Source organism: Paraburkholderia sp. CHISQ3, assembly GCF_030464945.1.
Lineage (GTDB): Bacteria > Pseudomonadota > Gammaproteobacteria > Burkholderiales > Burkholderiaceae > Paraburkholderia > Paraburkholderia megapolitana.
Genome location: NZ_JALPRG010000006.1, coordinates 82595 through 106819, shown reverse-complemented (window position 1 = coordinate 106819; position 24225 = coordinate 82595). Strand labels below are relative to the sequence as shown.

The 24225-nt window shown below is 60.1% G+C and carries 27 protein-coding genes; 19 read left to right on the top strand and 8 right to left on the bottom strand.

Going from position 1 to position 24225, the window contains the following annotated elements:
• The first annotated feature begins 34 nt into the window (after nucleotides 1–34).
• The 8 genes from M0D65_RS15610 (at nucleotide 35) to M0D65_RS15575 (ending at nucleotide 8032) form a co-directional block, all read left to right on the top strand.
• A complete protein-coding gene (locus M0D65_RS15610) occupies nucleotides 35–403 on the top strand; it encodes a hypothetical protein (protein WP_266253505.1) in 369 nt (122 codons plus the stop codon).
• Nucleotides 404–589: 186 nt separating this feature from the next.
• Nucleotides 590–829, top strand: a complete 240-nt coding sequence (locus tag M0D65_RS15605) for a hypothetical protein (RefSeq protein WP_266253504.1) — start codon at nucleotides 590–592, stop codon at nucleotides 827–829.
• Between the two features lie 70 nt (nucleotides 830–899).
• Nucleotides 900–1088 (top strand): DUF2933 domain-containing protein, encoded by a 189-nt coding sequence (locus M0D65_RS15600; protein WP_266253503.1) that lies wholly within the window; start codon nucleotides 900–902, stop codon nucleotides 1086–1088.
• A 43-nt stretch (nucleotides 1089–1131) separates the two neighbouring features.
• Entirely contained in the window at nucleotides 1132–1497 is a 366-nt protein-coding gene (locus tag M0D65_RS15595; RefSeq protein WP_266253502.1) for a hypothetical protein, read from the top strand.
• Nucleotides 1498–1608: 111 nt separating this feature from the next.
• Complete coding sequence (locus M0D65_RS15590; protein ID WP_266253501.1) at nucleotides 1609–2910, top strand: TolC family protein; 1302 nt, start codon at nucleotides 1609–1611, stop codon at nucleotides 2908–2910.
• A gap of 9 nt (nucleotides 2911–2919) precedes the next feature.
• Nucleotides 2920–4467 carry an efflux RND transporter periplasmic adaptor subunit gene (locus M0D65_RS15585; RefSeq protein ID WP_266253500.1) on the top strand — a complete coding sequence of 516 codons (1548 nt, stop codon included), beginning with the start codon at nucleotides 2920–2922 and terminating at the stop codon, nucleotides 4465–4467.
• Entirely contained in the window at nucleotides 4464–7682 is a 3219-nt protein-coding gene (locus tag M0D65_RS15580; protein ID WP_266253499.1) for an efflux RND transporter permease subunit, read from the top strand. The genes M0D65_RS15585 and M0D65_RS15580 overlap by 4 nt, the downstream gene beginning before the upstream one ends.
• A complete protein-coding gene (locus M0D65_RS15575) occupies nucleotides 7679–8032 on the top strand; it encodes a copper-binding protein (RefSeq protein ID WP_266253498.1) in 354 nt (117 codons plus the stop codon). Before M0D65_RS15580 ends, M0D65_RS15575 begins: the two co-directional genes overlap by 4 nt.
• 78 nt (nucleotides 8033–8110) lie before the next feature.
• On the opposite strand, the gene tsx is transcribed toward M0D65_RS15575, so the two are convergent.
• Both tsx and M0D65_RS15565 read right to left on the bottom strand, forming a co-directional pair.
• Nucleotides 8111–9055, bottom strand: a complete 945-nt coding sequence (tsx, locus tag M0D65_RS15570) for a nucleoside-specific channel-forming protein Tsx (protein WP_266253497.1) — start codon at nucleotides 9053–9055, stop codon at nucleotides 8111–8113.
• A 157-nt stretch (nucleotides 9056–9212) separates the two neighbouring features.
• Nucleotides 9213–9761, bottom strand: coding sequence for an alpha/beta hydrolase (locus M0D65_RS15565; RefSeq protein WP_323136761.1), 549 nt, complete (start codon nucleotides 9759–9761; stop codon nucleotides 9213–9215).
• A 121-nt stretch (nucleotides 9762–9882) separates the two neighbouring features.
• Here M0D65_RS15565 and M0D65_RS15560 point away from each other — a divergent pair, with 121 nt between their 5' ends.
• A complete protein-coding gene (locus M0D65_RS15560) occupies nucleotides 9883–10338 on the top strand; it encodes an Lrp/AsnC family transcriptional regulator (RefSeq protein WP_266253496.1) in 456 nt (151 codons plus the stop codon).
• A gap of 25 nt (nucleotides 10339–10363) precedes the next feature.
• Here the strand turns inward: M0D65_RS15560 and M0D65_RS15555 are convergent, their stop codons facing one another.
• The gene (locus tag M0D65_RS15555; protein ID WP_266253495.1) at nucleotides 10364–11101 is read right to left on the bottom strand and encodes a hypothetical protein; all 738 of its coding nucleotides are present in this window, start codon (nucleotides 11099–11101) and stop codon (nucleotides 10364–10366) included.
• Nucleotides 11102–11106: 5 nt separating this feature from the next.
• Here M0D65_RS15555 and M0D65_RS15550 point away from each other — a divergent pair, with 5 nt between their 5' ends.
• The 4 genes from M0D65_RS15550 to M0D65_RS15535 all read left to right on the top strand — a co-directional run bounded on the left by M0D65_RS15550 (nucleotide 11107) and on the right by M0D65_RS15535 (nucleotide 13469).
• The gene (locus M0D65_RS15550) at nucleotides 11107–11538 is read left to right on the top strand and encodes a hypothetical protein (RefSeq protein WP_266253494.1); all 432 of its coding nucleotides are present in this window, start codon (nucleotides 11107–11109) and stop codon (nucleotides 11536–11538) included.
• A gap of 311 nt (nucleotides 11539–11849) precedes the next feature.
• Nucleotides 11850–12260: a DoxX family protein gene (locus tag M0D65_RS15545; protein WP_266253493.1), complete on the top strand. Its 411-nt coding sequence runs from the start codon at nucleotides 11850–11852 to the stop codon at nucleotides 12258–12260.
• Between the two features lie 97 nt (nucleotides 12261–12357).
• Nucleotides 12358–12804, top strand: a complete 447-nt coding sequence (locus tag M0D65_RS15540) for a hypothetical protein (protein WP_266253492.1) — start codon at nucleotides 12358–12360, stop codon at nucleotides 12802–12804.
• 350 nt (nucleotides 12805–13154) lie between these two features.
• The gene (locus M0D65_RS15535) at nucleotides 13155–13469 is read left to right on the top strand and encodes a hypothetical protein (RefSeq protein ID WP_266253491.1); all 315 of its coding nucleotides are present in this window, start codon (nucleotides 13155–13157) and stop codon (nucleotides 13467–13469) included.
• Nucleotides 13470–13515: 46 nt separating this feature from the next.
• Here M0D65_RS15535 and M0D65_RS15530 read toward each other — a convergent pair whose 3' ends face one another.
• Nucleotides 13516–14415 (bottom strand): LysR substrate-binding domain-containing protein, encoded by a 900-nt coding sequence (locus M0D65_RS15530; RefSeq protein WP_266253490.1) that lies wholly within the window; start codon nucleotides 14413–14415, stop codon nucleotides 13516–13518.
• Nucleotides 14416–14526: 111 nt separating this feature from the next.
• Here M0D65_RS15530 and M0D65_RS15525 point away from each other — a divergent pair, with 111 nt between their 5' ends.
• The 3 genes from M0D65_RS15525 (at nucleotide 14527) to M0D65_RS15515 (ending at nucleotide 17700) form a co-directional block, all read left to right on the top strand.
• Entirely contained in the window at nucleotides 14527–15753 is a 1227-nt protein-coding gene (locus M0D65_RS15525) for an MFS transporter (RefSeq protein ID WP_266253489.1), read from the top strand.
• A gap of 118 nt (nucleotides 15754–15871) precedes the next feature.
• A complete protein-coding gene (gene dkgB, locus M0D65_RS15520) occupies nucleotides 15872–16678 on the top strand; it encodes a 2,5-didehydrogluconate reductase DkgB (protein ID WP_266253488.1) in 807 nt (268 codons plus the stop codon).
• Nucleotides 16679–16695: 17 nt separating this feature from the next.
• Nucleotides 16696–17700, top strand: coding sequence for an aldo/keto reductase (locus tag M0D65_RS15515; RefSeq protein ID WP_266253487.1), 1005 nt, complete (start codon nucleotides 16696–16698; stop codon nucleotides 17698–17700).
• Here the strand turns inward: M0D65_RS15515 and M0D65_RS15510 are convergent.
• Nucleotides 17690–18349, bottom strand: coding sequence for a DUF5074 domain-containing protein (locus tag M0D65_RS15510; protein WP_266253486.1), 660 nt, complete (start codon nucleotides 18347–18349; stop codon nucleotides 17690–17692). The genes M0D65_RS15515 and M0D65_RS15510 overlap by 11 nt on opposite strands.
• Before the next feature lie 9 nt (nucleotides 18350–18358).
• Nucleotides 18359–19585 (bottom strand): HTH domain-containing protein, encoded by a 1227-nt coding sequence (locus M0D65_RS15505; RefSeq protein WP_266253485.1) that lies wholly within the window; start codon nucleotides 19583–19585, stop codon nucleotides 18359–18361.
• 122 nt (nucleotides 19586–19707) lie between these two features.
• Here M0D65_RS15505 and M0D65_RS15500 point away from each other — a divergent pair, with 122 nt between their 5' ends.
• Both M0D65_RS15500 and M0D65_RS15495 read left to right on the top strand, forming a co-directional pair.
• Nucleotides 19708–20520, top strand: coding sequence for a thioredoxin family protein (locus M0D65_RS15500; RefSeq protein WP_266253484.1), 813 nt, complete (start codon nucleotides 19708–19710; stop codon nucleotides 20518–20520).
• 8 nt (nucleotides 20521–20528) lie between these two features.
• Nucleotides 20529–21359, top strand: coding sequence for a DUF2182 domain-containing protein (locus M0D65_RS15495; protein WP_266253483.1), 831 nt, complete (start codon nucleotides 20529–20531; stop codon nucleotides 21357–21359).
• Between the two features lie 7 nt (nucleotides 21360–21366).
• Here the strand turns inward: M0D65_RS15495 and M0D65_RS15490 are convergent, their stop codons facing one another.
• Nucleotides 21367–22275, bottom strand: a complete 909-nt coding sequence (locus M0D65_RS15490) for a lipid A biosynthesis lauroyl acyltransferase (RefSeq protein ID WP_266253778.1) — start codon at nucleotides 22273–22275, stop codon at nucleotides 21367–21369.
• A 521-nt stretch (nucleotides 22276–22796) separates the two neighbouring features.
• On the opposite strand from M0D65_RS15490, the gene cynS reads away from it, so the two are divergent.
• A complete protein-coding gene (gene cynS / locus M0D65_RS15485; RefSeq protein WP_266253482.1) occupies nucleotides 22797–23246 on the top strand; it encodes a cyanase in 450 nt (149 codons plus the stop codon).
• Here cynS and M0D65_RS15480 read toward each other — a convergent pair whose 3' ends face one another.
• A complete protein-coding gene (locus M0D65_RS15480; protein ID WP_266253481.1) occupies nucleotides 23247–24026 on the bottom strand; it encodes an ABC transporter substrate-binding protein in 780 nt (259 codons plus the stop codon).
• Nucleotides 24027–24225 lie beyond the last annotated feature (199 nt).

Below are 24225 nucleotides of genomic sequence, written 5' to 3'. Positions count from 1 at the left end.
CACCATCCAGCAATCCCGCTCCCAACCCGAAGCCGTGAATTTCCTGACCAAACTGATTGCCTGCTTTCTGATCGCCTGGTTGCCGATACTCGGCTACCCGGCACAGGCACCGGCTTGCTCGGGTATGTCGACCGCGATGTCGTCATCGTCATCGCATGAATACCAGTCGATGACCGGCAGCGAGCACGACCACAAACACGACAGTGCGGCGCCGTGCGTCAAGCTGGACACGGTCTGTCAGACCGGCATGAACGACCTGTATTGCGGCGTGCCAGGCGTCCTCCCCTCATCCCATCGAACGATCGCGGCAACAACTTCATTGCCCGAGTATCGGCGTGTGAATCACACCCTCGACGCGCAGTTCGTTCCCGAACCGCCGCAACGTCCACCGCAAAGCGCGTAACGCCCTCGTTGCAAATCGCTTGCAGATCGATCTGCGGATGACGCTCGCGCTCGCCCCGACGATCTGACGGCTGGAAAGCGCACGACACTTTTGCCGTCCAATCCATGTGGTTGAAGACGCAAGCTCGTCCGCGCATTCCTGATCCGACCATACAACTCGCATCACCTCCCCTTTCCGGAGTTCACCATGAACATCAAACAACTGACGATGTCCCTCGTGCTGGTATCAATCACTGGTTTTGCCGGCGTAGCCATGGCCGCTGGCGGAGCACGCGGCGGAGCGTATCCGAACGCATCTGTTGCCACACAAGGTACCGCTCAGGCGACAGGATCCGCTGCTAATGGCCCGATGAGCATGGCCGCCTGCCCGATGATGACCAACGGCACTTGCCCGATGATGAGCCCGCATCCCGGCAGCAAAAGCTAACGCCTAACCTCGCTAATCCATGTTTCACTGATGCCACGGGATCGCTGTGATCCTGTGGCTGGAGCCTGCCATGAAATGCAATATGAAATTCCTGTTGAAGATCGCCGGCGCGCTAGTGGCAGTTGTCGCGCTCGCATACTGGGCGCTGCCTGGATATCGCGCGGAGATCCTGGCTTTGATGCCGCTCTCCGTGGTGGTGTTATGTCCGCTCGCGATGCTCATGATGACGTGGGTCATGCAACGCCCGGACTCGGACTAAAAACCGCCAATCAGCTTCAAATAGCTACGCTATACTTCGTGCGATGAAATTCCTGCGGACACTTCTCGTTTTGCTGCTCTGCGCGGTGCTGCCCTTAAGCGGGCTGGCAGCGAGCGGCACGATTGGTGCGTGTCCAATGGAATCCACGATGTCCACCGACACCGCCGCCATGTCCACCGACATGCCCGGTTGCGATTCGATGAGTCCCGCGACGAGCGAACACGACAAGTCGAAAGTATCGCTGTGCAAGGTCAGTGCGCAGTGTCAGATGGGCAGCCTCTATCACCCCGTTTCTTCTCCCACTGTGACGAGGCCCGCCGGGTCGTTTGTCCCTGTCAGCTTCCACTACACCCAGTCGCTCTCCATCCGCGAGCCGGATGGCCTCTGGCGTCCACCGCAGTCTCTCTAACTCCATCGTTCTGGTTTGCCGCTCTCGCGCGGTGATGTCGTCCTGTTTCGGGACATGAGTTCGTGTGTCCGCTCGCGCGGCCCACGCAGCTCGACCATTCGAGGTTAGAACATGCTTTTCAACATCGGCTCGCCGGCATCGCGGCGCGCCTGGGCTCGCTCATGTGTGCTCCTGGTTGCGCTTGGCCTGTTGTCCGGCCGCGCGGCCTACGCTCAGGACGTCGGCTTGACGCTCGACGAAGCACTGCAAATTGCCACCAGCCGCTCGTCTTCGATCCAGGCTGCACAGGCGTCGGTTCGCGGCAGTTCTGACGTAGTCGTCAAGGCCGGGGAACTGCCCAATCCCACTCTGAACCTCAGCGTTCAGGACTTGCCCGTCAATGGGCCTAATGCCTTGACCATCGGGCAAGACAACTTCACGATGCGCGGCATCGGCATTCAGCAGGAATGGGTTTCTCCCGCCAAGCGCCGGCTACAGACATCGCTAGCCAATCGGGTTGTCGAGCGCGACCAGTCGACGTACCTCGAGAAAGTCGCCGAAGTGCGTCAGCAAGCCGCCATGGCCTGGCTCAACGCCATCTATGCGAAGCGAGCCGTCGCGCTCAATCAGGCGCTAGTGGACCATCTGGGCCAGGAGCTTGCGGCAAGGCAGGCGTCGTACCGCGGCGCGAAAGCGACGGCAGTCGATGTCGCCCAGGCCAACCTGACGCTCGGCAATGCACGCGACGAACTGATCAATGCGCAGCAAGACGAGAAGACCGCATTGATCGTATTGTCGCGCTGGACCGGCGCCGGCAACGTGCTGGCAGTGGCGGGCACGCCACCGGACTTCGACTCGCAGGTATCGAGTTTCAGCACCGAACATCTCGCTCAGGTTCAGCCTTCGTTGATCGCAGCGCGCGCCGCCATCTCGCTCGCCGATGCCGATACCGACGTCGCCCGCAGCAACCGGAATCCGAACTGGACCTGGGGGCTGACCTACTTCAAGAGTGGCGGGAAGTATCCGGACTACGTGTCCGTAGGTGTGTCCATTCCTTTGCCGATCCATCGCAGCAATGTCGAAGACCGCGATGTCGCGCAGAAGTCGGAGATGGGTACGCAGGCGCGACTCACCTATGAGGACACCGAACGCCAGGTCGTTGCGGATATCCAGAGTCTGACGGCAAAGCTTGCCGGCGGTCGCGAACGTCTCGCCAACGCGAAGCAGACCGTTCTTCCCGCCGCCGAACAAAAAGTGCAGCTCGCGAATGCCGCCTATCGATCCGGTGCCGGCACGCTCGCGGACGCACTGGATGCGCGGCACACGCAACTCGAAGCGGACCTTCAGGTGCTGAACCTCGAACGCGAAGTTTCCCTCGTCTGGGCGCAGCTGGAATACCAGGTTTTGCCAACCGACCTGACCGCCAGCCAGTAAGGAAAAAACATGAACCAGAAACTGATCGTACGTGCCGTTGCCGCAGTGTTCACCGTGGCCGTGCTGCTTGGCGCCGGTTATGTGGCCGGCTCACGTCGGGCTGCAACAGATACGCCCATCGCATCGGCCATGGCCGCGAGCCCATCTGCGGGCAGCGACAAGGTCGATGCAAAGACAGGACGCAAAGTGCTTTACTGGCACGACCCGATGGTGCCGAACCAGCACTTCGATAAACCCGGCAAGTCGCCGTTCATGAACATGGAACTGCAGCCGGTCTTTGCGGACGAAGGCGGTTCAAGCGGTGTCAAGGTCGACTCCACCTTGCAACAGAATCTGGGTATCCGGTATGCAACGGCGGTCAGGCAGGACACCGCCGAAGGATTCAGCGCAATCGGTACCACGCAGTTCGATGAATCGATGGCGGATGTCGTGCAGTCGCGTGTGACCGGTTATATCGATCATCTGTATGCAAGCGCGCCGATGCAACGGGTCGCGCAGGGTGCACCGATCGCATCGCTTTTCGTTCCTGACTGGCTCGCGCCTCAGGAAGAATATCTGGCGCTCAGGCGTAGCGGCATGGATGCGAGCCTGCTTGCCGCTGCGCGTGCGCGCATGCAGGCACTGTCGATTCCCGATGGGCTCATTGCGAGCCTCGATAGAACCGGCAACGCACAGACTCACGTCACGCTATTCGCGCAGCGAGCCGGCGTGGTGACGGAACTCAATGTGCGCGACGGTGCAATGGTGTCGCCGGGACAAACGCTCGCCAAGATTGCTGGCCTGTCGAAGCTGTGGCTGATCGTTGAGATACCCGAGTCGCTTGCGTTGCAGGTGCAGCCCGGCATGACCGTCGAAGCCACGTTTGCCGGCGACGCTTCGCAACGCTTTAGCGGTCATATCCGCGAAATCCTGCCGGGCATCAGTGCGGACAGCAGGACGCTGCAGGCGCGCCTCGAAATCGATAACGCCGGCCTCAAGCTGACACCGGGGATGCTGATGCGCGCTCGCGTCAGTGGAGCGAAACCGGTATCGCGGTTGCTGGTGCCGTCCGAAGCGGTCATCACGACCGGCAAGCGCTCGATCGTCATCGTGAGGAATAGCGACGGCCGGTTGCAACCTGTTCAGATCGCGGTTGGCAGCGATAGCGGGGACAACACCGAAGTGACGAGCGGATTGACCGAAGGTCAGCAGGTCGTTGCGTCAGGCCAGTTCCTGATCGACTCGGAAGCGAGCCTGACATCCGTGCTGCCGAAGCTTGAAGGGAGCGTGGCACCTGAAGCCTCGCCAGTTGCGCCATCAGTTGCTTCCGCTTCTGCGCCCGCCGCGCAGACCTACGAAACCACCGGCAAGGTCGAAAAGGTCACCTCCAGCGACATCACGTTCTCGCATCAACCCGTACCGGCACTGGGCTGGAGTGCGATGACCATGACCTTCGGCAAGCCGTCACCAACCTCATTCCCCGACGTCAAGGTAGGCGAGTCCGTGCATTTCGTCTTCAAGCCCTCCGACGACGGCTACGAACTGACGCAGGTCGAACCGGTGGGGAGCACGAAATGATTGCGCGCATCATTCGCTGGTCGATTTACAACCGCTTCCTCGTGCTGCTGGCGACGGTGCTCGTCACCGCATGGGGCGTCTATTCGCTGACCCAGACGCCGCTCGACGCGCTGCCGGATCTGTCCGACACACAGGTCATCATCAAGGCGTCGTATCCCGGCAAGGCGCCGCAAGTCGTCGAAGACCAGGTGACCTATCCGCTGACGACGACGTTGCTAGGCGTACCGGGTGCCACGACCATCCGCGCTTATTCGTCGTTTGGAGACGCGTTTGTCTACGTGCTATTCGACGACAAGACGGATCAGTACTGGGCCCGCTCACGGGTGCTCGAATACCTGAACCAGGTGCAGAGCCGCCTGCCACCCGGTGCGACGGTGTCACTCGGGCCCGATGCAACGGGTGTGGGCTGGGTCTACGAATACGCACTGGTCGATCGTACGGCCACGCACGATCTCGGCCAGCTGCGCGCGTTGAACGACTGGTTCCTGAAGTTCGAATTGAAGTCGGTACCGGACGTTTCGGAAGTGGCCAACATCGGTGGCATGGTGCGGCAATACCAGGTCGTGCTCGATCCGGACAAGTTGCGCGCTTACGGCATCACGCAGGCGGCGGTCGCGGATGCCATCGGCAAGGCAAACCAGGAATCGGGCGGGTCAGTGGTTGAACTCGCCGAGTCCGAGTACATGGTCAGATCGTCCGGCTATCTGCGCTCGCTCGATGACTTCCGCCATATCGTGCTGCGCACGAACGACACGGGTACTCCCGTCCTGCTTGGGGATGTCGCACGCATCCAGATCGGACCTGAAATGCGCCGCGGCATTGCCGAGCTGAATGGCGAAGGCGAAGTCGCGGGCGGTGTGATCGTCATGCGCTCGGGAAAGAACGCGCTGACCACCATCGAAGCCGTCAAGGCAAAACTCGCCGACCTGAAGCGATCGCTGCCGCCGGGCGTCGAAGTCGTGACGACCTATGATCGCTCGCAGCTCATCGAGCGTGCCGTCGACAATCTGAAGGACAAGCTCGTCGAAGAGTTCATCATCGTGGGCCTGGTTTGCGCGGTGTTTCTGTTCCACTTGCGCAGCGCGTTCGTCGCGATCCTCTCGCTGCCGCTCGGGGTGCTGGCTGCGTTTATCGTGATGCGCTATCAGGGCGTCAATGCGAACCTGATGTCGCTGGGCGGCATTGCGATCGCGATCGGCGCGATGATCGATGCGGCCATCGTGATGATCGAGAACGCGCATAAGCATCTGGAAGCGTACGACCACAAGCATCCCGATACGCCGATCACGACTGCGCAGCGGTGGGAGTTGATCGCGCAGTCCGCCGCCGAGGTTGGCCCGGCGCTGTTCTTTTCGCTGCTGATCATCACGCTGTCGTTTATCCCGGTGTTCTCGCTCGAAGGCCAGGAAGGGAAACTGTTCGCCCCGCTGGCGTTTACCAAGACCTACACCATTGCGGCTGCGGCAGGTTTATCCGTAACGCTTGTGCCGGTGCTGATGGGCTATCTGATCCGTGGCCGGATTCCGCATGAGAACGCGAATCCGATCAATCGCATCCTGATCAGACTGTACCGGCCGTTGCTCGAAGCAACATTGCGCCGCCCGTGGATTGCAATCGGGTTGGCCGTGGTCGCGCTTGCTGTCACGTTGATCCCGGTGTCGCGGCTTGGTGGCGAATTCATGCCGCCGCTCGACGAAGGCGATCTGCTTTACATGCCGACCGCGTTGCCCGGCATCTCGGCAGATAAAGCCGCCGAACTGCTGCAGCAAACCGATCGCCTCATCAAGACGGTGCCCGAAGTGAAGACCGTATTCGGCAAATCGGGACGTGCCGATACCGCAACCGATCCAGCGCCGTTCGAGATGTTCGAAACCACCATCCAGTTCAAGCCGCGCAGCGAATGGCGCCCGGGCATGACGCCGGAAAAGCTCATCGATGAACTCGATGCACGCGTCAAGATTCCGGGCCTGTCGAACGTCTGGGTACCGCCGATTCGCAATCGTCTCGACATGCTGTCGACGGGTATCAAGACGCCTGTCGGCGTGAAGATTTCGGGCGCGGACCTTGGACAGATCGACAGGATTGCGACGCAGGTCGAATCTGTCCTGAAGAACGTTCCAGGCGTCACGTCGGCGCTCGCCGAACGACTGAACGGCGGTCACTACATCGACGTCGATATCGACCGGCTGGCGGCCGCGCGCTATGGACTGTCGGTGACGGACATCCAGTCCGTCGTGTCGACTGCGGTGGGGGGCGATAACGTCGGCGAAGTGATCGCAGGTCGCGAACGTTTTCCGATCAACATTCGCTACCCACGCGAGATCCGGGACTCTGTCGACAATCTGCGTCAGTTGCCGGTCGTCACGGATCGCGGCGCACAGATCACGTTAGGCGATGTCGCCACGGTCAAAATCTCCGACGGCCCACCGATGATCCGCAGCGAGAACGCCCGCTTATCGGGCTATGTCTACGTGGACATTCGCAACACCGACCTGCAGTCGGCGGTGAAAGCGATGCAGAGCGCGGTTGCACAGCATGTCGTGCTGCCGCCTGGTTATTCGGTTGCCTGGTCGGGTCAGTTCGAGTATCTGGAGCGTGCCGCCGCGAAGTTGCGAACAGTGATCCCGGTGACGCTCGTCGTCATCTTCGTGCTGCTGTTCCTGACGTTCAACTCAGCGGCCGATGCGCTCTTGCTGATGTCGACGGTGCCGTTTGCGCTGGTCGGCGGGTTCTGGTTGATCTGGATACTCGGGCACGCGGTGTCCGTCGCGACTGCGGTGGGATTCATCGCGTTATCGGGCGTGGCGGCCGAGTTCGGCGTCGTGATGCTGCTGTATCTGAAGGGCGCACTCAATCGTCGGCTCGACGAGGGCGCGCCGTTTACCGAGGCAACGCTCGTCGATGCCATTCGCGAAGGCGCGGTTTTGCGCGTAAGACCCAAGGCCATGACGGTCGCGGTCGTGCTGGCCGGTTTGATCCCGATCATGCTGGGTCACGGCTCCGGTTCCGAAGTCATGCAGCGCATCGCCGCGCCGATGGTCGGCGGCATGGTGACCGCGCCGCTTCTGTCCATGCTCATCATTCCGGCCGCCTGGCTGTTGCTGCAACGTCGCCGCGTGGCGCGCGCGAATGCAAAGACGCAGGAAGCGCTGCAACCTCATGTAGCACCCCATGGCACGTTCGTGCCGCAAATCCACTCTGGAGAAAATCAATGAAGAAGTTGCTCACTCTGACGGCTGTACTCTGCACGAGCCTCACACTCGCCGGCACAGCCATGGCGGCAGACAACATGGCCGGCATGAAAATGAGCGGCGGTGCCATGGATGCCGGCGCGTCGAACAACACCGCGCTCACCGATGCCGTCGTCAAGAAAGTCGATCCGTCGACGGGCATGGTGACGCTTCAGCACGGCGAGCTGAAGAACATCGGCATGGCTGCGATGACGATGGCTTACAAGGCTGGAGATGAAACGATGGTCAAGCAGGCTAAAGCAGGCGAGAAGGTGAAGGTTCGTGTTGAGAACGTGGACGGTACGTTGACCATCGTGAAGCTGATGAAACAGTAACGGCTTTCTGTGGCTGCACAGCGATGCGTTGGCACGTTGTTTCGTCGCTAACGCATCGCTGCATCGACGCCGGAAGCGCTATATCTTGCCCCACTGATAACCCGCTTCAAGGTAGTACCCCCACCCAGTCGATCGGTTCTGAAAGAAGCCGTTGCCGAAGTTCAGCATCGAGCTGTTCCACTGGCCGCCATTGTGGAAGTAGCGTGCCACGGCCACGAGGCGAAGATGCTTGTACGAGTAGACCAGCGCGTTGGTCGAGTCGAACTCCGTGTCGCTAAAGGTATTGCCCCCCGTTTCTTCGCGCAGCTTCGATCCGAAATCGTAGTTGAAGAAACCGGCATAGCTGAAATCACCGCCCAGGTAATGACCTAGTGGATAGAAATAATTCATCTGGAAGCGGTAGCCGTCCCAGGAAAATTCGTTCGCGTTGCCATAGTTCTGCCATTCCCGGTTCAGATACAGATTCGTCGACAACGCCAGTGGCGTATGCGTATCGATGTCGGTGCCGAGGCCTGCGTAAAGCGTGTTCTGCTCGGATGACCGGCTACCGCCCTGGTTGTAAATCCAGTCGGCGGCGAGATAGATGTGCTTGAACGGTCCCAGCTGGAAGTTTTTCCCGGCAAGCGTATCGAGTGCGACGCGCGGTTCCTGTTCGCTGAATATCGGTGCGCCGTGATCCCAGACGCCCGACGTGTTCTGCGTACCGGCACCGAGTATCTTGAGCGCATCGACATAGCCGTACAGATTGAATGGTCCGTTGGTTCCGTAGTATTCGTATTCCAGATAGGCGTTGCCGGTCCGGTACGGCCCGAAACGCGTCAGGCTGCTGTTGATCAGGCTTAATGTCTGGTGCAGCCAGGGTTGGTCTGTGGCAGCGGGGGTGACGGTTGTGGTGAGCGGCGGATTGGCCGGCGCTGGTGTAACGGTATCGACGTCGCCGGCACATGCGATTACCGACCAGATCGCAAAGAGCGTAATTGAAAGCAGAGAAACTGCGAGCCGCGGCGAATTATTCCTGGACACTACTTGCGCTCCAATCGTTATAAAAATAGCTGCGCCAACTTGATCAATAATCTCTCAACATTATTGGAGTGCTCTCGGGGTTCTGGATATTAGCATTCGGGAATGCGTGACCAAATTAGTCGTTTCGCATAACCTTTCGTGCAATGGCTGACTGCTGCTAAAGGCGTGTTTTGCGGTTCAAACGCTGGAGGAGCTGATATCCCTCTGCCCAGTCGTCCAGGTGACTGGCGGCGTTCAGATGCCCCCGTGCCCCGACATCGAGGAATTCGCTGCCCCAGGAGTTTGCACAAAACTGTGCATAACCGATTGCCGCGTAGGGATCGTCACTACTTGCGACCACGATGCTCGGGAATGGAAGCCTTGCCGACGGTACGGGAGAAAATCCGATGCTATCGGCGCAAGGAAAGGCCGGCGCCGACGGATCTGGAACGGCCACGAGAAGTGCCCCTCCTATGGCGACTGTGTTTCGCGCGGCCCAATGCACAACTGCGAGGCAGCCGAGACTATGAGCGACGACGATCGTATCCGGGCCGAGGGCCTCCACATCGCGAGCAATGGCTGCGACCCACTCGTCGCAGACGGCGTGATCCCAATCCTCGATCTTCACGCGGCACCAATGTCCTGGCTTCGAAGCTTCCCAGATACTTTGCCAGTGCGTTGCCCCCGAATTGCCGTGACCAGGCACGATCAGCACGCGTCGACTCATGTGTAGGTTCCTCCAGATATGAATACTCAGTGTAGGAGCCAACGGCTTCTGCCAGAATAGCCAAACCGATGAAATCGTCGTGGTACGGATTGAAACTGGCGGAATTTAGAGGTGTATACGAATGAAACCTAAGCACGTGGAACTGGATCGGCTCGACTGGCGCATTGTTGAGGCGCTGCAAGTTCATGCGCGTGTGACCAACACCGAGCTAGGCAAGCAGATTGGACTGTCGCAGCCAGCCGTCAGCGCCCGCATCAAGCGGCTGGAAGAGCACGGTGTGATCGAGGGTTACTCGGCAAGGGTCAATGCGGGACTCCTGGGCCGCGATATATCCGCGGTCATTCGAATACAGACGACTCACGCGCAGATCACAAAATGCCTGAAGGCCTTCGCAACGATGCCGGAGATCGTCGAAGCGCATCGCATCACGGGCGATGACTGCTTCGTCGTCCGTGTGGTGGTTCAAAAAATGAGCCAGCTAGAGAAAGCAATTGACGCGCTGGCCAGGTTCGGACCGGTGACCACCTCGATCGTCCTTGCGAGCTATCCACCAAAGGCGATTGGTGAGATTAAGTAAGGCGTGGATAACGGACCGCTTACGTTCAAACGTTGCGCAACGCTTGCAGGGAGCGTTGCAAATTTACTCTCGCTTTGGCCTCGAATTGCTCGCGACCCCACTCGGACATATACAGGTGATCCCTGCTCAGGAAGCGTTCAAGTATCGCGGCTCGCCCCTCACGAAACGCAGCCTCATCGACGTGCCGATATTCATGTCGGATACCTGCTTCGTAGTCGTCAAACGCCTTTTCACTACTACCCAGTATCGACAGATCCATATCGAGGAAGATGCGGCAGTCTTCGGCCTCTTCCATTGACATGTTTTCGTCGACGAGATGACGCTCGGTTGCTTCGATTAATTGCACCGCTCGCCTCGCGGTATCGTCGGGTACTACACCGCTGATCAATTCCTTCGCAAGCGCGGCACTTCTCTTTTCGTTGTCGTTTCTCGTCGGTTCATAGATGACGTCGTGCAGCACGATTGCACATTCGACGGCAAGCGGATCGTTCAGTCGATCTCGAACCCCAGGGAGCAGCTTGAGCAACGCCTGGATATGACTCCAGTTGTGATATCTCCGCGCGGGATCGTCGTGCAGAGATCGAAGCCGTTCTATGAGAGCGGGTGGCAGTGTGGTCATTTTTGCGTTCGTCATGGTGTCGTGATCAAGACAGATATTTCTGGTCGCCTCTGACTGCCGGCGGCCCTGAATAACCTGCCCGTTGCAACGCGTCGCTAAAGCGTATCCTGCTTCTTTGTCGAAAGATCGGCGATCGCTCGTCACGTGCCATGTTTTTTCCGAAAGCACCTGCACCACCGATGGTGGATTATAAGGATCCGGTCATCTCTTTCCGGGTTAAGGGAACGCTTCTCGCCCAGGCCGAGTTCAAGCAACTCCAGCGGGTGTTGTGTATGACCTGCTTCGACCCGGAGACGGCGCCCGCCGAACCCACCGAATTCACCCTGCTGGATTTCGGCGACCGGTTCTGGCTTGTTACCGACGGGAGCGCGGATCGGTGGATCTTTCGCGACTGGGCGCGCGACCTCGGCGAACGGGGTGCAGTCTTCGAGGGTCATGCAGGCGCATTGCCGTTTTCATGGAGACGCCGCTTCCTGCTCTTCGCGCGCCATCTCTACTTTCCCAAGGCTTGTGTCGTCCTGGCTCAGCCGACGCCTTTTCTCGAACTCTCCGGGCCTTACGATCCTCGCGATAAGGGCTAGTGAAATGGGGGAAATTTCCAGGAAATACGAGCGAAATCGTGACAGTGCCGCGACGGGCTGCGGCTGGCCAACCGTAACCTGGCAAGGTGTCTCGACCTACGCATCTGGAAGTCCGCTTTCGGGAAATGTGATCCTCATGGAAGGTCGACTACGGTAGTTCGTTGGGAGACCGGGTGCGGCCATGAACGGTCGGTCGACATTAACTCTGGGATCATAGACAATCGCCCGACAAACCTGCGAATACCCTATGTGATCGTCCCGAAAGAAAAGCCCGATGAAATTCTCTATAACAAAATGATTGGGAGTGAGTGATGACATGGTTTGACAGAGTAGTTTCAAGAGAAACGGCGGGAACTGATCTGTTGCGTGTAGTCGTATGTGCAATTCTCTTCACCCACGGTGCCTACCGTATTTATCTGGGTGAAGTCTCCGGCTTTGGCGCCCTTTTGCAAGATTCAGGAGTGCCCGCAGGCTTGCTCGTCGCCTGGCTGGTATGTATTGCTGAAACCGTTGGTACGGTGCTACTAGCCTTGCGCATCCTGGTATTCCCAATTTCCCTCATTTTGTCGGCCATTTATTTCGTCGGCGTCGCGATGTTTAACTGGCAACGCGGTTTTTTTGTCGTCGGCGGACATGCGAATGGGGGATGGGAATATAACGCGTTGCTCATCACCTGTTTGTTGGTGACGACCTGGGCTAACTGGGGGAGGAAGTGGTTCTAACTACTGTAAGTGCCGACCCATATTTGATTCCACCGGTAGAGCCCGTAGCTTGCGCATGGGCCTGGGATTCACCGGGCCGCAAGCCTGCGAGCAGGGAATGACCATTCAAATAGCCGCCTATACCTTTGTGATCATGTTGATTACCCTCGCGGTCTTCATGATCATCTATGTGGTCGGCAGCACCGTGTTCGTATTTCTGGCTCGCCTGACGTTCCTTGGCCTTGATGGTATAGATCACTATCGACGGCTATACCTGCTGTTCCCACAACTGCGCGCGAGGAGAGAGGTCCGTGAGATTGCGATTCGGACTTGCCAGAAACACTCTCCCGACGAACGGGTATTGGGTACATCGATTTGTGCCAATGAACCAGATCGGTATGTCGTGATAGTGCGCCTTGGTCTACCTCCTAGCCCGATGGACCTTCGCGGTTTTAAGATCAATTGGCGGCCTCGCCTGCTGATTGTCGCAGTCCAGAAAGATACGTATGTCGATGAAGTAATCGTCGATAACGAGAGACAGAGATACCTCCCGAGATCCCGGTAGTACACGATAGTTTCGAGGTTCCATTGGGATTGGCACTGCCGATACTCGGTGTCATTACCGGTCTGCTGGGGCCACGTCCGATATCGGCGACGACAGCAGCGGTAGAGCGAGTCGTGCCAGACCGTTTCACAGGACGCCTGTAAAGCCCCGAAGACTTGCTCGCCCAGTCGGACTGCAACTCGTCACCGTCTCTCAGACCGTGTCCCCACGGCCCCGGGGCGCCCAACTCAAATGAAAATCCGCTCGACTCCAATGGCAACCGGCACCATCGCGGCGGCACCAGATTAACCTTGAACATCCCTCAAACACTGTATATATTAACTACTGTACATTTATACAGGTTTCGTGTCATGGAACATCTGCTTCGCGTCATCAATGAAAGCGATCGCCAGACCTTGGCCTGGCTGCGTACGCATGTGGGCGATGCGCGTGTGGCGGCCGCCGCGCGTCATCTCGCTAGCCGTTCTGACACCGGCAATACTGGCAATGCAAACGCACCACGCAAGCCTTATGTGTCGGCGGTTTGCCGTTATCTCGGGGTATGGCCACCGGCGCCCGACACGCCGCGCCTGGCTGACGACGATCACGCCACCGGCGACCGTTATCTCGCGCAGATCCGCGAGTTGCTCAAACGTCGCGGAGGAACAGATCTGCAGGCGGGCTGAAGCCGATGTGGACGGTCGCCCTCACCTGCTTCGCCCGTAGTTAAGATCAAGACACCAACCGCGTCTTGAACGCTTCAACCAGATAGTCCACAAACGAAGCAATTCTCGAAGAGATAGCCGTATTGCGGTAGTAGACGGCGTGAATCGGCTGCCGGACATCCTGAGTCTGACGGTTCAGAATCTGCACGAGCCGTCCCGATTCGCGATCCTGTCCGGTCATGAAGTCCGACAGACACGCGATGCCGACGCCCTCCAGTGCCATTTGCCTGAGCGTCTCACCGCTCGACGACCAGACCGTCGGCTCGATGCGATACGGTTCGCCGTCCGCGCCCAGCACGGGCCAGGTGTTCAGCGATTCCGGCTGGTTGAACCCGAGCAGCGCATGCTTGCCGAGATCCTCGACCTTGCGCGGCAAGCCGTGCGTTTCGATAAAACCAGGGCTCGCCAGTATGCGCAGCCGGCTATTACCGACAAGCCGGCTGTGCAGTGTCGAATCCTTCAACCGGCCAATCCGGATCGCCACATCGGTACGCCGTTCCAGCAGATCGATAATCCCTTCATTGCTGTTCAGCTCCAGCTCGACGTGCGGATAGCGCTCCCGGTAGCCGCGCACGAGCGGCACGATCGCGTGCAGCATGAACGGCGTCGCGGCGTCGATCCGCAACCGCCCGGACGGCTTGTCGCGCCGCGCCACCATCTGTTCTTCCGCACTCTCCACCTGTTCGATGATCGTGCGCGCGTTCTGCAGAAACGCCCGCCCTTCTTCGGTCAGCTCGAGCCGGCGCGTAGTCCGGCGCAGCAACGTCGTCTTCAGCTTCTCCTCGAGTCTCGCGAGCGTCCGGCTCGCCGCCGAGACCGTCTGGTCGAGCTGCTCCGCAGCTGCGGTGATCGAGCCCATGTCGACCACGGTCGCGAAGGTTTGCAGTTCATCGAGTGTGGTTTTCATTGTTGACTTTAAATCAAAACAATTTCGTCTATATACCAGTTTTTCCGCAAAAGTAAAACGATCACACTTGCTCCCGTTGAACTTTCATCTATGCATTCAGGAGCATGAAGCATGATCCCGACTACTTCTTCCCAACCCGCCGCGCGCGGTAACTCGACGCTCCCGCTGCTGGCGCTCGCTGTCGGCGCGTTCGGTATCGGTACGACCGAGTTCTCGCCGATGGGGCTGCTGCCCGCCATCGCCGGCAGTCTTCACGTATCGATTCCGAGCGCCGGCATGCTGATCAGCGCCTACGCGATCGGCGTCATGGTCGGCGCGCCGCTCATGACACTCGCGCTTGCGCGCTGGCCGAAACGCTCCGCACTGATCCTGCTGATGAGCATCTTCACGCTCGGCAATCTGCTGTCGGCGATGGCGCCCAATTACACGACGCTGCTGCTCGCACGGCTCGTCACCAGCCTGAATCACGGTGCGTTCTTCGGACTTGGCTCGGTTGTAGCGGCGAGTCTCGTGCCGCGCGAACGCCAGGCTAGCGCGATTGCGACCATGTTCATGGGGCTCACGATCGCGAATGTCGGTGGCGTGCCGGTCGCGACGTGGCTGGGCGACGTAATCGGTTGGCGCATGTCGTTTGCGGCGACAGCCGGGCTCGGTTTGATCGCGATGGCCGGTTTGCTGGCGGCATTGCCGAAGGGCGAAGCAGGCCGCCTGCCGAATCTGCGCAACGAACTCGCCGTCCTCACGCGTCCTGCGGTGCTGGCCGCACTGGCCACGACCGTGCTCGGCGCAGGCGCGATGTTCACGCTGTACACCTACATCTCGCCGACGTTGATGCATATCACCGGCGCATCGCCGCTCTTCATCACCGCGATGCTTGCGCTGATCGGTGTCGGTTTCTCGATCGGTAACGTACTGGGCGGCCGGCTTGCCGATCGCTCGCTCGATGGCAGCCTGATCGGCTTCCTCGCGCTGCTGATCGTGGTCATGCTTGCGTTCCCGCTGATGGCGGCAAGCCACACCGGCGCTGCGATTGGTCTACTCGTGTGGGGCGTTGCAACCTTCGCGGTCGTGCCGCCGCTGCAGATGCGCGTCATGCGTGCCGCGGCCGAAGCGCCTGGGCTTGCGTCATCGGTCAACGTGGGCGCGTTCAATCTCGGCAATGCGTTGGGTGCGGCGGCAGGCGGGGCAGCCATTTCGGCGGGCCTCGGCTACCCGGCGGTACCGGTCGTCGGTGCGTTGATCGCCGCCGCAGGTCTCGCACTCGTGTTGATTCAGATCATGCGGCAACGTCAACAGCGCACAGCACGCGGCCTGACTATCACGGCCAGCGAATGCTGATGCGAAGTCAAAAGTCATCCCTGTTTCAAGCGGTTTTTAGCAGGTGTCGAAACTGGCGGAATTCAGTTCACTGATTGCCGGTTTCGTCCGCTTCACTCCCTTCGAGGTTCAAAACATCATGAGCAACATCCCTTCCTTCGGTCTCGGTACGTTCCGTCTTCAAGGTCAGGTCGTCGTCGATTCGGTGCGCAACGGCCTGGAACTGGGCTACCGGTGCGTCGACACAGCGCAGATCTACGGCAACGAAGCTGAAGTCGGCCAGGGCATCGCCGAATCCGGCGTAGCGCGCGACGAACTGTTTCTCACCACCAAGATCTGGGTCGACAACTACGCGCGAGCCAAGTTGATTCCGAGTCTCAAGGACAGTCTCGCGAAGTTGCGCACCGACCATGTCGACCTGACCTTGATTCATTGGCCGGCGCCGGACAACGGCGTCGCGCTCGACGACTTCATGACCGCACTGGCCGAAGCCAAAGCAGCGGGCCTGACGCGCCAGATCGGCATCTCCAACTTCAATATCGAACTGACGCAGCGGGCTATCTCGGCTGTCGGCAAGAGCGAGATCGCTACGAACCAGATCGAGTTGAGTCCGTACCTGCAAAACCGCAAGCTGGTCGAGTTCCTGCAAGGCCAGGACATTCACGTCACGTCGTACATGACACTCGCGTACGGCAAGGTGCTCAAGGACCCGGTGATCGGCGCGATCGCGAACCGTCATCACGCGACGCCTGCTCAGGTGGCACTCGCCCGGGCACTGAAACTGGGCTATTCGGTGATTCCGTCGTCGACGAAGCGTGAAAACCTTTGCAGCAACCTGCTCGCGCAGTCGTTGCAACTGACGGACGAAGACATGGCGCAGATCGCTGCCCTGGAACGTAATGGCCGCGAAGTCAGCCCTGCGGGCCTCGCGCCGGTCTGGGATTGAGTACGGGAGAAACAATCATGCGAATCACTATTCCATCGCGCCTCGGTTTCGGCACTGCGCCGCTCGGCAACATGTATCGCGACATCCCTGAAGCCGAGGCACTGGCAACAGTCGATGCAGCCTGGAACAGCGGCATCCGCTATTTCGACGGTGCGCCGCTGTATGGCGCCGGGCTTGCCGAACTGCGGCTCGGAAAAGCACTGGCCGGTCGCCCAAGAGACGAATACGTGCTGGGCACCAAAGTCGGTCGACTGATCCTCGATGAACACGAATCGACTACGAGCCGCGATCTCGGCGAGAAAGGCGGCTTGTTCGAACACGGACTGCCGAACAAGATCGTCTACGACTACACGGCGGACGGCACGTTGCGCTCTATCGAAGACAGCCTGAAGCGGCTGCAAACCGATCGACTGGACTATGTGTGGATCCACGACCCAGCCGTCGATTTTCACGGCGAAAACTGGCGCGCCGTATTCGACGTGGCGATGTCGGGTGCGGCGAAAGCGCTATCCCGTCTGCGTGACGAAGGCGTTATCAAAGGTTGGGGGCTTGGTGTGAATCGTGTCGAGCCGTGCGAGCTCGCGCTCGAGCAGGCCGATCCGGATGGCTTTCTGATCGCCGGTCGCTATACGTTGCTCGATCACGAAGCCGCGCTGAACAAGCTGATGCCGGCGTGCGAAGCAAGAGGGCTTGGCATCGTCGTGGGCGGCCCGTACAACTCCGGGTTGCTCGCGGGAGGCACGCACTTCGAATATCAGCTGGCGTCGCAAACGATGATCGATCGTGTTGCGCGGATCAAGCAGGTTTGCGCTAAGTTTGGCGTCGATATCCGCGCGGTGGCTCTGCAATTTTCTCTCGCGCATCCGGCTGTTGCAGGTGTCATCCCCGGTGCAAGCCAGCCGTCGCGGATCGAAGAGAATCGTGCACTGATGGCGATGCCGATTCCGGATGCGCTGTGGGACGCGTTGAAATCGGAGCGCCTGATCGCAGCTCACGCGCCAACCCCTTCGCTTATTCGCTAGTAGCGTCGACCGGGGTTCGCCTCGGTCGACGAATCGCGCGCAACTTCCCGCTCTTTCCGCCACCGCAGAAGAACTGGTCACCACCGTCCGATTCAAGTCCCGACACATGGACCCCAGACGGCATCTCGAGACTTTCGATAATCTCTCCTGTGTGAGGATCGATTTGCCTTAGCTCGCTCGCGTCGTCCTCCCAGGTGGCATGCCACAACTGCCCATCAACCCAGGTCACACCGGTGACGAAACGATTCGACTCGATAGTGCGAAGAATCGCGCCCGTTTGCGGATCGATTTGATGGATCTTCCGGTCGCGATACTGTCCGACCCACAGCGTTCCCTCGGCCCACGCGAGCCCTGAATGGTTGCCACCGGCCGGTGCGGGAATCGTAGCGAGTACGTCGCCGGTCTGCGCATCGAGCTTCTGGATGGTGTCGCCGGCAATCTGGAAGAGGTGCTGGCCATCGAACGCGGACCCCGCATGCGCGGCGACGTCGATCGAACGCAGCATTTTTCCGCTCGCTGGGTCGAGCGCGTTCAGTTTGTCTCCGGATGCGAACCAGACATGCCGGCCGTCATACGTGACGCCATGCACGCTGTCGACACCCTCGAAGGGGCCATATTCGCGAAGGACTTCGGCGGTTGATCGGTTCATGCTGCCATCCTAATCGTTCGATAGTGACGCGGGGAGTAACAAGGGCGTCGCGAATCCGGGCATTGGCGGCATCAGCCAGCGACGCGATCGCCCGCGCCCCACCGGCTCTACCTTACCGTCTTCCGCAAGCGAATCGAGTGCACGCTGCAAGGTCCGCTGACTGACTCCCAGCGCAAGCGCGAGCGCCGAGCTCGACCATGATTCGCCGTCAGCAAGCAAGGCGAGCACCGCCGCGTGTCGTTCGTCGTCGTGTCGTGCCAGAACGGCAACCTCGCGCGCGCGATACGGTGTCAGCACAAATCCATGCCTGGTTGCAGTCACATCAGCCAGCGTTTGCAGCAGGGTACGCAGCCGGCCGATTTCAACGCGCAGACGCGCCCGATACGATTCGTCGGCGCGCGTTGCCCGAAATACCCGCGCCACCAGCGCATCTCTCGATACATCCGACGGCCACGCCTCACCGAGCGCACGTACGAGCTCAAACAATACGGGCCGCCTTGCTAGCGAAATGACCGTATGCGCGTCGCGCACGACGTGACGGCACGCGTCCACGACAAAGGTCTGCGACGACAGCAGCACTTCGACCTCGTCGAGCGACAGGAGCCGCTCGTCACCATGGGCAATCAGGCGAGCAGCCGGTGTGCCCAGAACCCGGGACGCGCTTTCGACTTCAGCGGCTAGTGCGGGAATACCTGCGCGAGACGCGGCGCGAGCAGCACGCACTAGTGCAGCTCGCGCTATCTTCGGTTGCAGACGGCGCAACGCGATGCCCGCGACAACCAGCTCATGCGCCACCCGCAGCGCAGGCGGAAACAACCCCGGATCGAGCGCGCCAAGCGCATGCTCGGCGGCGTCGAGGCGCCCCACCAGAAGCAGTCGCCGCACGTCGAGATACTGCGCATGCGCTGCGTTTACCCGGTCGCCGTGCGCTTCGAGCGTCGCTCGCGCGGCATCGAGCGTCTTCGCAGACCAACCCAGATCGCGTGAGGCAAGCGCGATTTCAACCTCGGCGACCACACATCGCGCGCGGGCCACGGCCTCTTCAGGACCGAAGGCGCGCGCGGCACGGCGCATCAACGCTTTCGCTCGAACCAGATCGCCGAGCTGCGCCATCGCGATGCCTCGAAGCGCGAGCGCCGGCGCATCGTCGCGCAAAGCAACCCAGTTCAGGGCGCCGAGCGGATCACCCGCCGCGAGTGCACGCGCAGCCGCCGTAACGAGCGCATCAGTGTTCATGCCAATCCCGCCACACTTGTCACTCCCACCGTTCGATAGCGGGTCTTAATCTATCACGACCCCCAACCCGTCAGTCGTATCGGTCACGAGACGAACGACGCAGAACATCGAAGGAGATAACGATGACGACACACCACACCGGAACGCGCGAAGCGTGGCTGGCCGCGCGGCTCGACCTGCTCGCAGCGGAGAAGGCGCTGACCCGGCACAGCGACGAGCTGGCGCAGCAACGCCAGGCGCTGCCGTGGGTTCGCGTCGACAAGGCGTACCGATTCGACACCAACGAAGGAAGTGCCTCGCTGGCGGATCTCTTCAAAGGGCGTTCGCAACTGCTCGTCTACCACTTCATGTTTGGCCCCGACTACAAGGCCGGATGTCCGTCGTGCTCGGCAATCGCGGACGGGTTTAACGGCTTCGCGCTCCATCTGGCGCATCACGATGTCACGCTTGCGGCCGTATCGCGTGCGCCGCTCGCAAAACTGCAGACATACAAACAGCGGATGGGGTGGACATTTCCCTGGGCATCCGCACCGGGAAACGCGGCGAGTCCGGATATCACTTCGAGCGTTGCGGCCGACTTCAACGCCGACTTCAGCGTATGGTTCACCGACGAACAGCAACGCAGCGGCACCGTCGACTACAACTACCGGCGCGAGCCGCCCCTAAAGTCGAGCGCGAGTCAGGACGATGAGAGCGCAGGCGCAGTGGCCACGTTCGCTGCCATGTGCGGCACCGATGTGCCCACCTACATCCGCGACCGCCCCGGTTTAAGTGCGTTCGTACTCGAGGATGGCATCGTCTACCACACCTACTCCACCTACTCGCGCGGACTGGACGGCCTCTGGGGCATGTTCCAATGGCTCGACCGCGCTCCGCGAGGGCGCAACGAGACCGGTGTCTGGTGGCATCGACACGACGAATACGACCGACGCTGAGGCAACGCGTGAGTCGAGTCGATGCAATCGGGACACGGAAAACCTGCCGATGCGGTGTTCCCGATGCCACTTTCTTTAGCGTCGCGGCGCTCGTCTTCACGTTCAGCGCGGCGCTGACGATCACCCGTTGTGCGTCGATGTCGGCACTGAGCGATGTGCCGATGCCAGGCGGCTGGATGCTGTCGATGATGTGGATACGGATGTGCGGTCAGACATGGCGAGAAGTCGCAACGACGGCCCTCGGCATGTGGATCGCGATGAGCGTCGCGATGATGCTGCCGTCCGTCACGCCGACGTTGTGGCGCTACCACCGCGAGCTTGCCTCCAGGACCTGCGTCACGCGCCCCGGCACGCTGACCATGCTGATGGGCGTGGGGTACTTCCTGGTATGGACGCTATACGGCATGGTCGTCTTACCGCCAGGCATCGCGCTGGCGGCACTCGAGATGCGCGTGCCGTTGCTGGCGCGCGCCGTTCCGTTCGTTTCCACTGTAGTTGTGCTGAGCGCCGGTGTGCTCCAGTTCACCGCATGGAAAGCCCGGCACCTTGCCTGCTGCCGACGAGCGCCGGCGGGTGAGCGCGCATTGTCACTCGTCAATGCCACCACGGCCTGGCGACAGGGCGTGCGCCTAGGCGTTCACTGCAGCTATAGCTGCGCCGGTCTGACCGCGATCCTTCTGGTCTCAGGCACCATGGACCTGCGCGCGATGGTTGCAGTAACAACGGCCATCACCGCCGAACGTCTGGCACCCGATGGCGAACGCGTCGCGCGTGCTATCGGAGTCGTTGTCATTGGAGCCGGGTTGTTTCTACTTGCGCGTGCCATTCGGACCGGGTGACCCCCACTCAATACACCCCAGCCACTCCCACCGGACGATGCTTGAACCGCCGGTGCACCCAGTAATACTGCTCTGGAAACCTGAGGATCTGCGTTTCCAGAAACTCGTTCATCCGACGTGCGTCGACGGTCTCGCTGCTGGAGGGGTAATCGCTGAGCGGTTTGAAAATAGTTAGCTTGTAGCCGCGAAAATCCGGCAGCACTTCGGTCACGAACGGCACGACCCGCGCACGGCCGAGTTTCGCGAGACGCGAAATCGATGTCAGCGTGCACGCCTCTACACCGAAGAACGGCACGAAGACCGAATTGTCGATACCCTGGTCCATGTCCGCGGCGAGCATGACGGGCTTGCCCGAACGTAGCAAACCAACAACCTTCCGCGCACTCGTCGCGCGCTCGATCATCTCCGCGCCAAACCTGCCGCGTTGGCGCCGCGCCAGATCGCACATCGGCGCATTCGACATACGCGTATAGAGCGATGCGACCGGCAGGTGTGTCGAATAGCGCATGCACCCCACTTCAATACCGACGAAGTGAAAACCCATGAAGATGGTTGGCGGTGCGTTCTTGTCGTCGAGGTCGATTTCGCTTTCGATCTGCACGATCTTGTCGATCGACTTCGCACTACCGAACCACTGTATGCCGCGTTCGAGATAGCTGCGCACCACATGCTGGAAATGCGCCCGGCCCAGTTGTTCGTGCTCAAGCGCGCTCTTCGCCGGAAAACACAGGCGCAGATTTACCAGCACGATGTGTTTGCGGCGACTGGGAAGCCTGTACAACGTCGTACCCAGTGCGCTTCCAAAGCGTGCGACAAACGAATAAGGCAATACGGAGAGCACGCGCAACAGCGCGACGATGAGAAACAGACCGAATTTGTCCAAAGGGCATCCTGCTTGTAAAGGGCCGAACAACATCAGGGCGAAGCAGGCTACGCGATGCCCGATCGGCCGATACTCCCGCAGGAACATTGCCGCTCGAAAAATCAGGTGTGAAGACTATCGCATCGAGGTACGCGTCGGGTTACGGGTGTCTTGTTGACGTTACGGAATCCTACCTGGCGTAACGCGCGGTAAGAATCTACGTAATACGGCGTCGCGCGCGCGATCTGCAGTCTATCTGTGCAACACATCCTTACGATGTCCGCGAAGGATACTCCTGATGGACCGGGCAAAACCAGAAAGGTCGGGCCGGGGGATACCCGGACGGGCATCGGGGGGATGCTTTCGGCGCGCCGCATTTCCCTGCACACTGGGCGCAAACCGTTATACGGCGGCCTTCGACGCGAACGTCGCGAGGTCGGGGGACACCTCGCACTCTCAGCGACACATTCAGCAGAAATCCTGAATTTTTTCCGGTCTTGCCTCGAAAACGCGCCAATGCGAAGCTTTGAACGGTCCACATCTCCGCTTTTTCACTTCTTTCTATGGAGCACAACATGATATCGAGCCGCGACGAAGTCACCCGGATGATCGTTTCCGCGAAAGTAGCCAGGGGGCTGAAATGGAGCGACGTCGCCGAGCGGATCGGCCAGAGCAAGGAGTGGACGACGGCCGCGTGTCTCGGCCAGATGACCTTTACCCGCAGCCAGGCCGAAACCGCCGGCGACATCTTCGGCCTGTCGGACGAAGCCATCGCGTGGTTGCAGATCGTGCCGTACAAGGGTTCGTTGCGGGAGGCCGTGCCAACCGATCCGCTGATCTATCGCTGGTACGAGATCGTCAACGTCTACGGCACGACCATCAAGGAACTGATTCACGAGGAATTCGGCGACGGCATCATGAGCGCGATCGATTTCTCGATGGGCATTCAACGCGAAGCCGATCCCAAAGGCGATCGCGTCAAGGTGGTGCTGTCCGGCAAATTCCTGCCGTACAAGACCTACTGATCAGCCGCCGTACACGTCGAAGTCGAAATACCTGTCCGCGATGCGCTTGTACGTTCCGTCCTTGATCATCGCGGCAATCGCTGCATCGAGTTTCTCCTTCAGGTCGGTATCTTCCTTGCGCAGGCCGATACCGGTGCCCGGACCGAAAATCGCGCTGTCATCGAGCACCGGTCCGGCAAACGCATAAGGCGCACCACGCGACGTATTGAGAAAACCGCGCTCGGCCTGTACCGCGTTCTGCAACGACGCATCGAGCCGCCCCGCCAGCAAGTCCACATACACCTGGTCCTGGTCCGCATACGACACGACGTTGACGCCATGCGCGCCCCAGTGTGTCTTCGCGTAAGTCTCCTGCATCGAGCCCTGCTCGACACCGACCGATTTACCCGCGAGCGACGCGGCACTCGGTTCGATGTTCGAACCTTTCTTCGCGACGAGACGCGTGGGCACATGGAAGATCTTCGATGAGAACGCGATCTGCTTGACGCGTGCGGGCGTCATCGAGAGGGTAGACAGCACGCCGTCGAACTTGCGTGCCTTCAGGCCCGGAATCATGCCGTCGAAGGCATTCTCGACCCACACGCATTTCGCGTTCAGACGCCGGCACAGTTCGTTGCCGACATCGATGTCGAAACCGACCAGCTTGCCGTCGGCGGCCTTCGATTCGAACGGCGGGTAACTGGCATCGACGCCGAAACGTATCGTCGACCAGTCTTTCGCATACGCGCCGCTCGAAACGACCAGCAGCACACCCAGCAATACCATCCCTATTCTTTTCATCTAATGCTCGCAAATGTTCAGTGACAGACTATTGAAACACCGTGTGCGACGATGCCGACGCATTATCGGCGATGCGCGCGCGGCGCCAATAAACCTTCTGCGTGAAGTTCCTGCTCCCCGCTGCGCAGCGTAAGCAACGTGAGCAACATGAGCAACGTGAGCGGCGCAACTCGCAGTTGACCATTTTTCGCCCCAGTGG

Excerpts from the sequence above, each read along its gene's own strand:
- M0D65_RS15605 (WP_266253504.1), top strand. The coding sequence starts at position 590 with ATGAACATCAAACAACTGACGATGTCCCTCGTGCTGGTATCAATCACT.
- M0D65_RS15600 (WP_266253503.1), top strand. The coding sequence starts at position 900 with ATGAAATGCAATATGAAATTCCTGTTGAAGATCGCCGGCGCGCTAGTG.
- M0D65_RS15595 (WP_266253502.1), top strand. The coding sequence starts at position 1,132 with ATGAAATTCCTGCGGACACTTCTCGTTTTGCTGCTCTGCGCGGTGCTG.
- M0D65_RS15590 (WP_266253501.1), top strand. The coding sequence starts at position 1,609 with ATGCTTTTCAACATCGGCTCGCCGGCATCGCGGCGCGCCTGGGCTCGC.
- M0D65_RS15585 (WP_266253500.1), top strand. The coding sequence starts at position 2,920 with ATGAACCAGAAACTGATCGTACGTGCCGTTGCCGCAGTGTTCACCGTG.
- M0D65_RS15580 (WP_266253499.1), top strand. The coding sequence starts at position 4,464 with ATGATTGCGCGCATCATTCGCTGGTCGATTTACAACCGCTTCCTCGTG.
- M0D65_RS15575 (WP_266253498.1), top strand. The coding sequence starts at position 7,679 with ATGAAGAAGTTGCTCACTCTGACGGCTGTACTCTGCACGAGCCTCACA.
- M0D65_RS15565 (WP_323136761.1), bottom strand. The coding sequence starts at position 9,761 with ATGAGTCGACGCGTGCTGATCGTGCCTGGTCACGGCAATTCGGGGGCA.
- M0D65_RS15560 (WP_266253496.1), top strand. The coding sequence starts at position 9,883 with ATGAAACCTAAGCACGTGGAACTGGATCGGCTCGACTGGCGCATTGTT.
- M0D65_RS15550 (WP_266253494.1), top strand. The coding sequence starts at position 11,107 with ATGTTTTTTCCGAAAGCACCTGCACCACCGATGGTGGATTATAAGGAT.
- M0D65_RS15545 (WP_266253493.1), top strand. The coding sequence starts at position 11,850 with ATGACATGGTTTGACAGAGTAGTTTCAAGAGAAACGGCGGGAACTGAT.
- M0D65_RS15540 (WP_266253492.1), top strand. The coding sequence starts at position 12,358 with ATGACCATTCAAATAGCCGCCTATACCTTTGTGATCATGTTGATTACC.
- M0D65_RS15535 (WP_266253491.1), top strand. The coding sequence starts at position 13,155 with ATGGAACATCTGCTTCGCGTCATCAATGAAAGCGATCGCCAGACCTTG.
- M0D65_RS15530 (WP_266253490.1), bottom strand. The coding sequence starts at position 14,415 with ATGAAAACCACACTCGATGAACTGCAAACCTTCGCGACCGTGGTCGAC.
- M0D65_RS15525 (WP_266253489.1), top strand. The coding sequence starts at position 14,527 with ATGATCCCGACTACTTCTTCCCAACCCGCCGCGCGCGGTAACTCGACG.
- dkgB (WP_266253488.1), top strand. The coding sequence starts at position 15,872 with ATGAGCAACATCCCTTCCTTCGGTCTCGGTACGTTCCGTCTTCAAGGT.
- M0D65_RS15515 (WP_266253487.1), top strand. The coding sequence starts at position 16,696 with ATGCGAATCACTATTCCATCGCGCCTCGGTTTCGGCACTGCGCCGCTC.
- M0D65_RS15510 (WP_266253486.1), bottom strand. The coding sequence starts at position 18,349 with ATGAACCGATCAACCGCCGAAGTCCTTCGCGAATATGGCCCCTTCGAG.
- M0D65_RS15505 (WP_266253485.1), bottom strand. The coding sequence starts at position 19,585 with ATGAACACTGATGCGCTCGTTACGGCGGCTGCGCGTGCACTCGCGGCG.
- M0D65_RS15500 (WP_266253484.1), top strand. The coding sequence starts at position 19,708 with ATGACGACACACCACACCGGAACGCGCGAAGCGTGGCTGGCCGCGCGG.
- M0D65_RS15490 (WP_266253778.1), bottom strand. The coding sequence starts at position 22,275 with ATGTTGTTCGGCCCTTTACAAGCAGGATGCCCTTTGGACAAATTCGGT.
- cynS (WP_266253482.1), top strand. The coding sequence starts at position 22,797 with ATGATATCGAGCCGCGACGAAGTCACCCGGATGATCGTTTCCGCGAAA.
- M0D65_RS15480 (WP_266253481.1), bottom strand. The coding sequence starts at position 24,026 with ATGAAAAGAATAGGGATGGTATTGCTGGGTGTGCTGCTGGTCGTTTCG.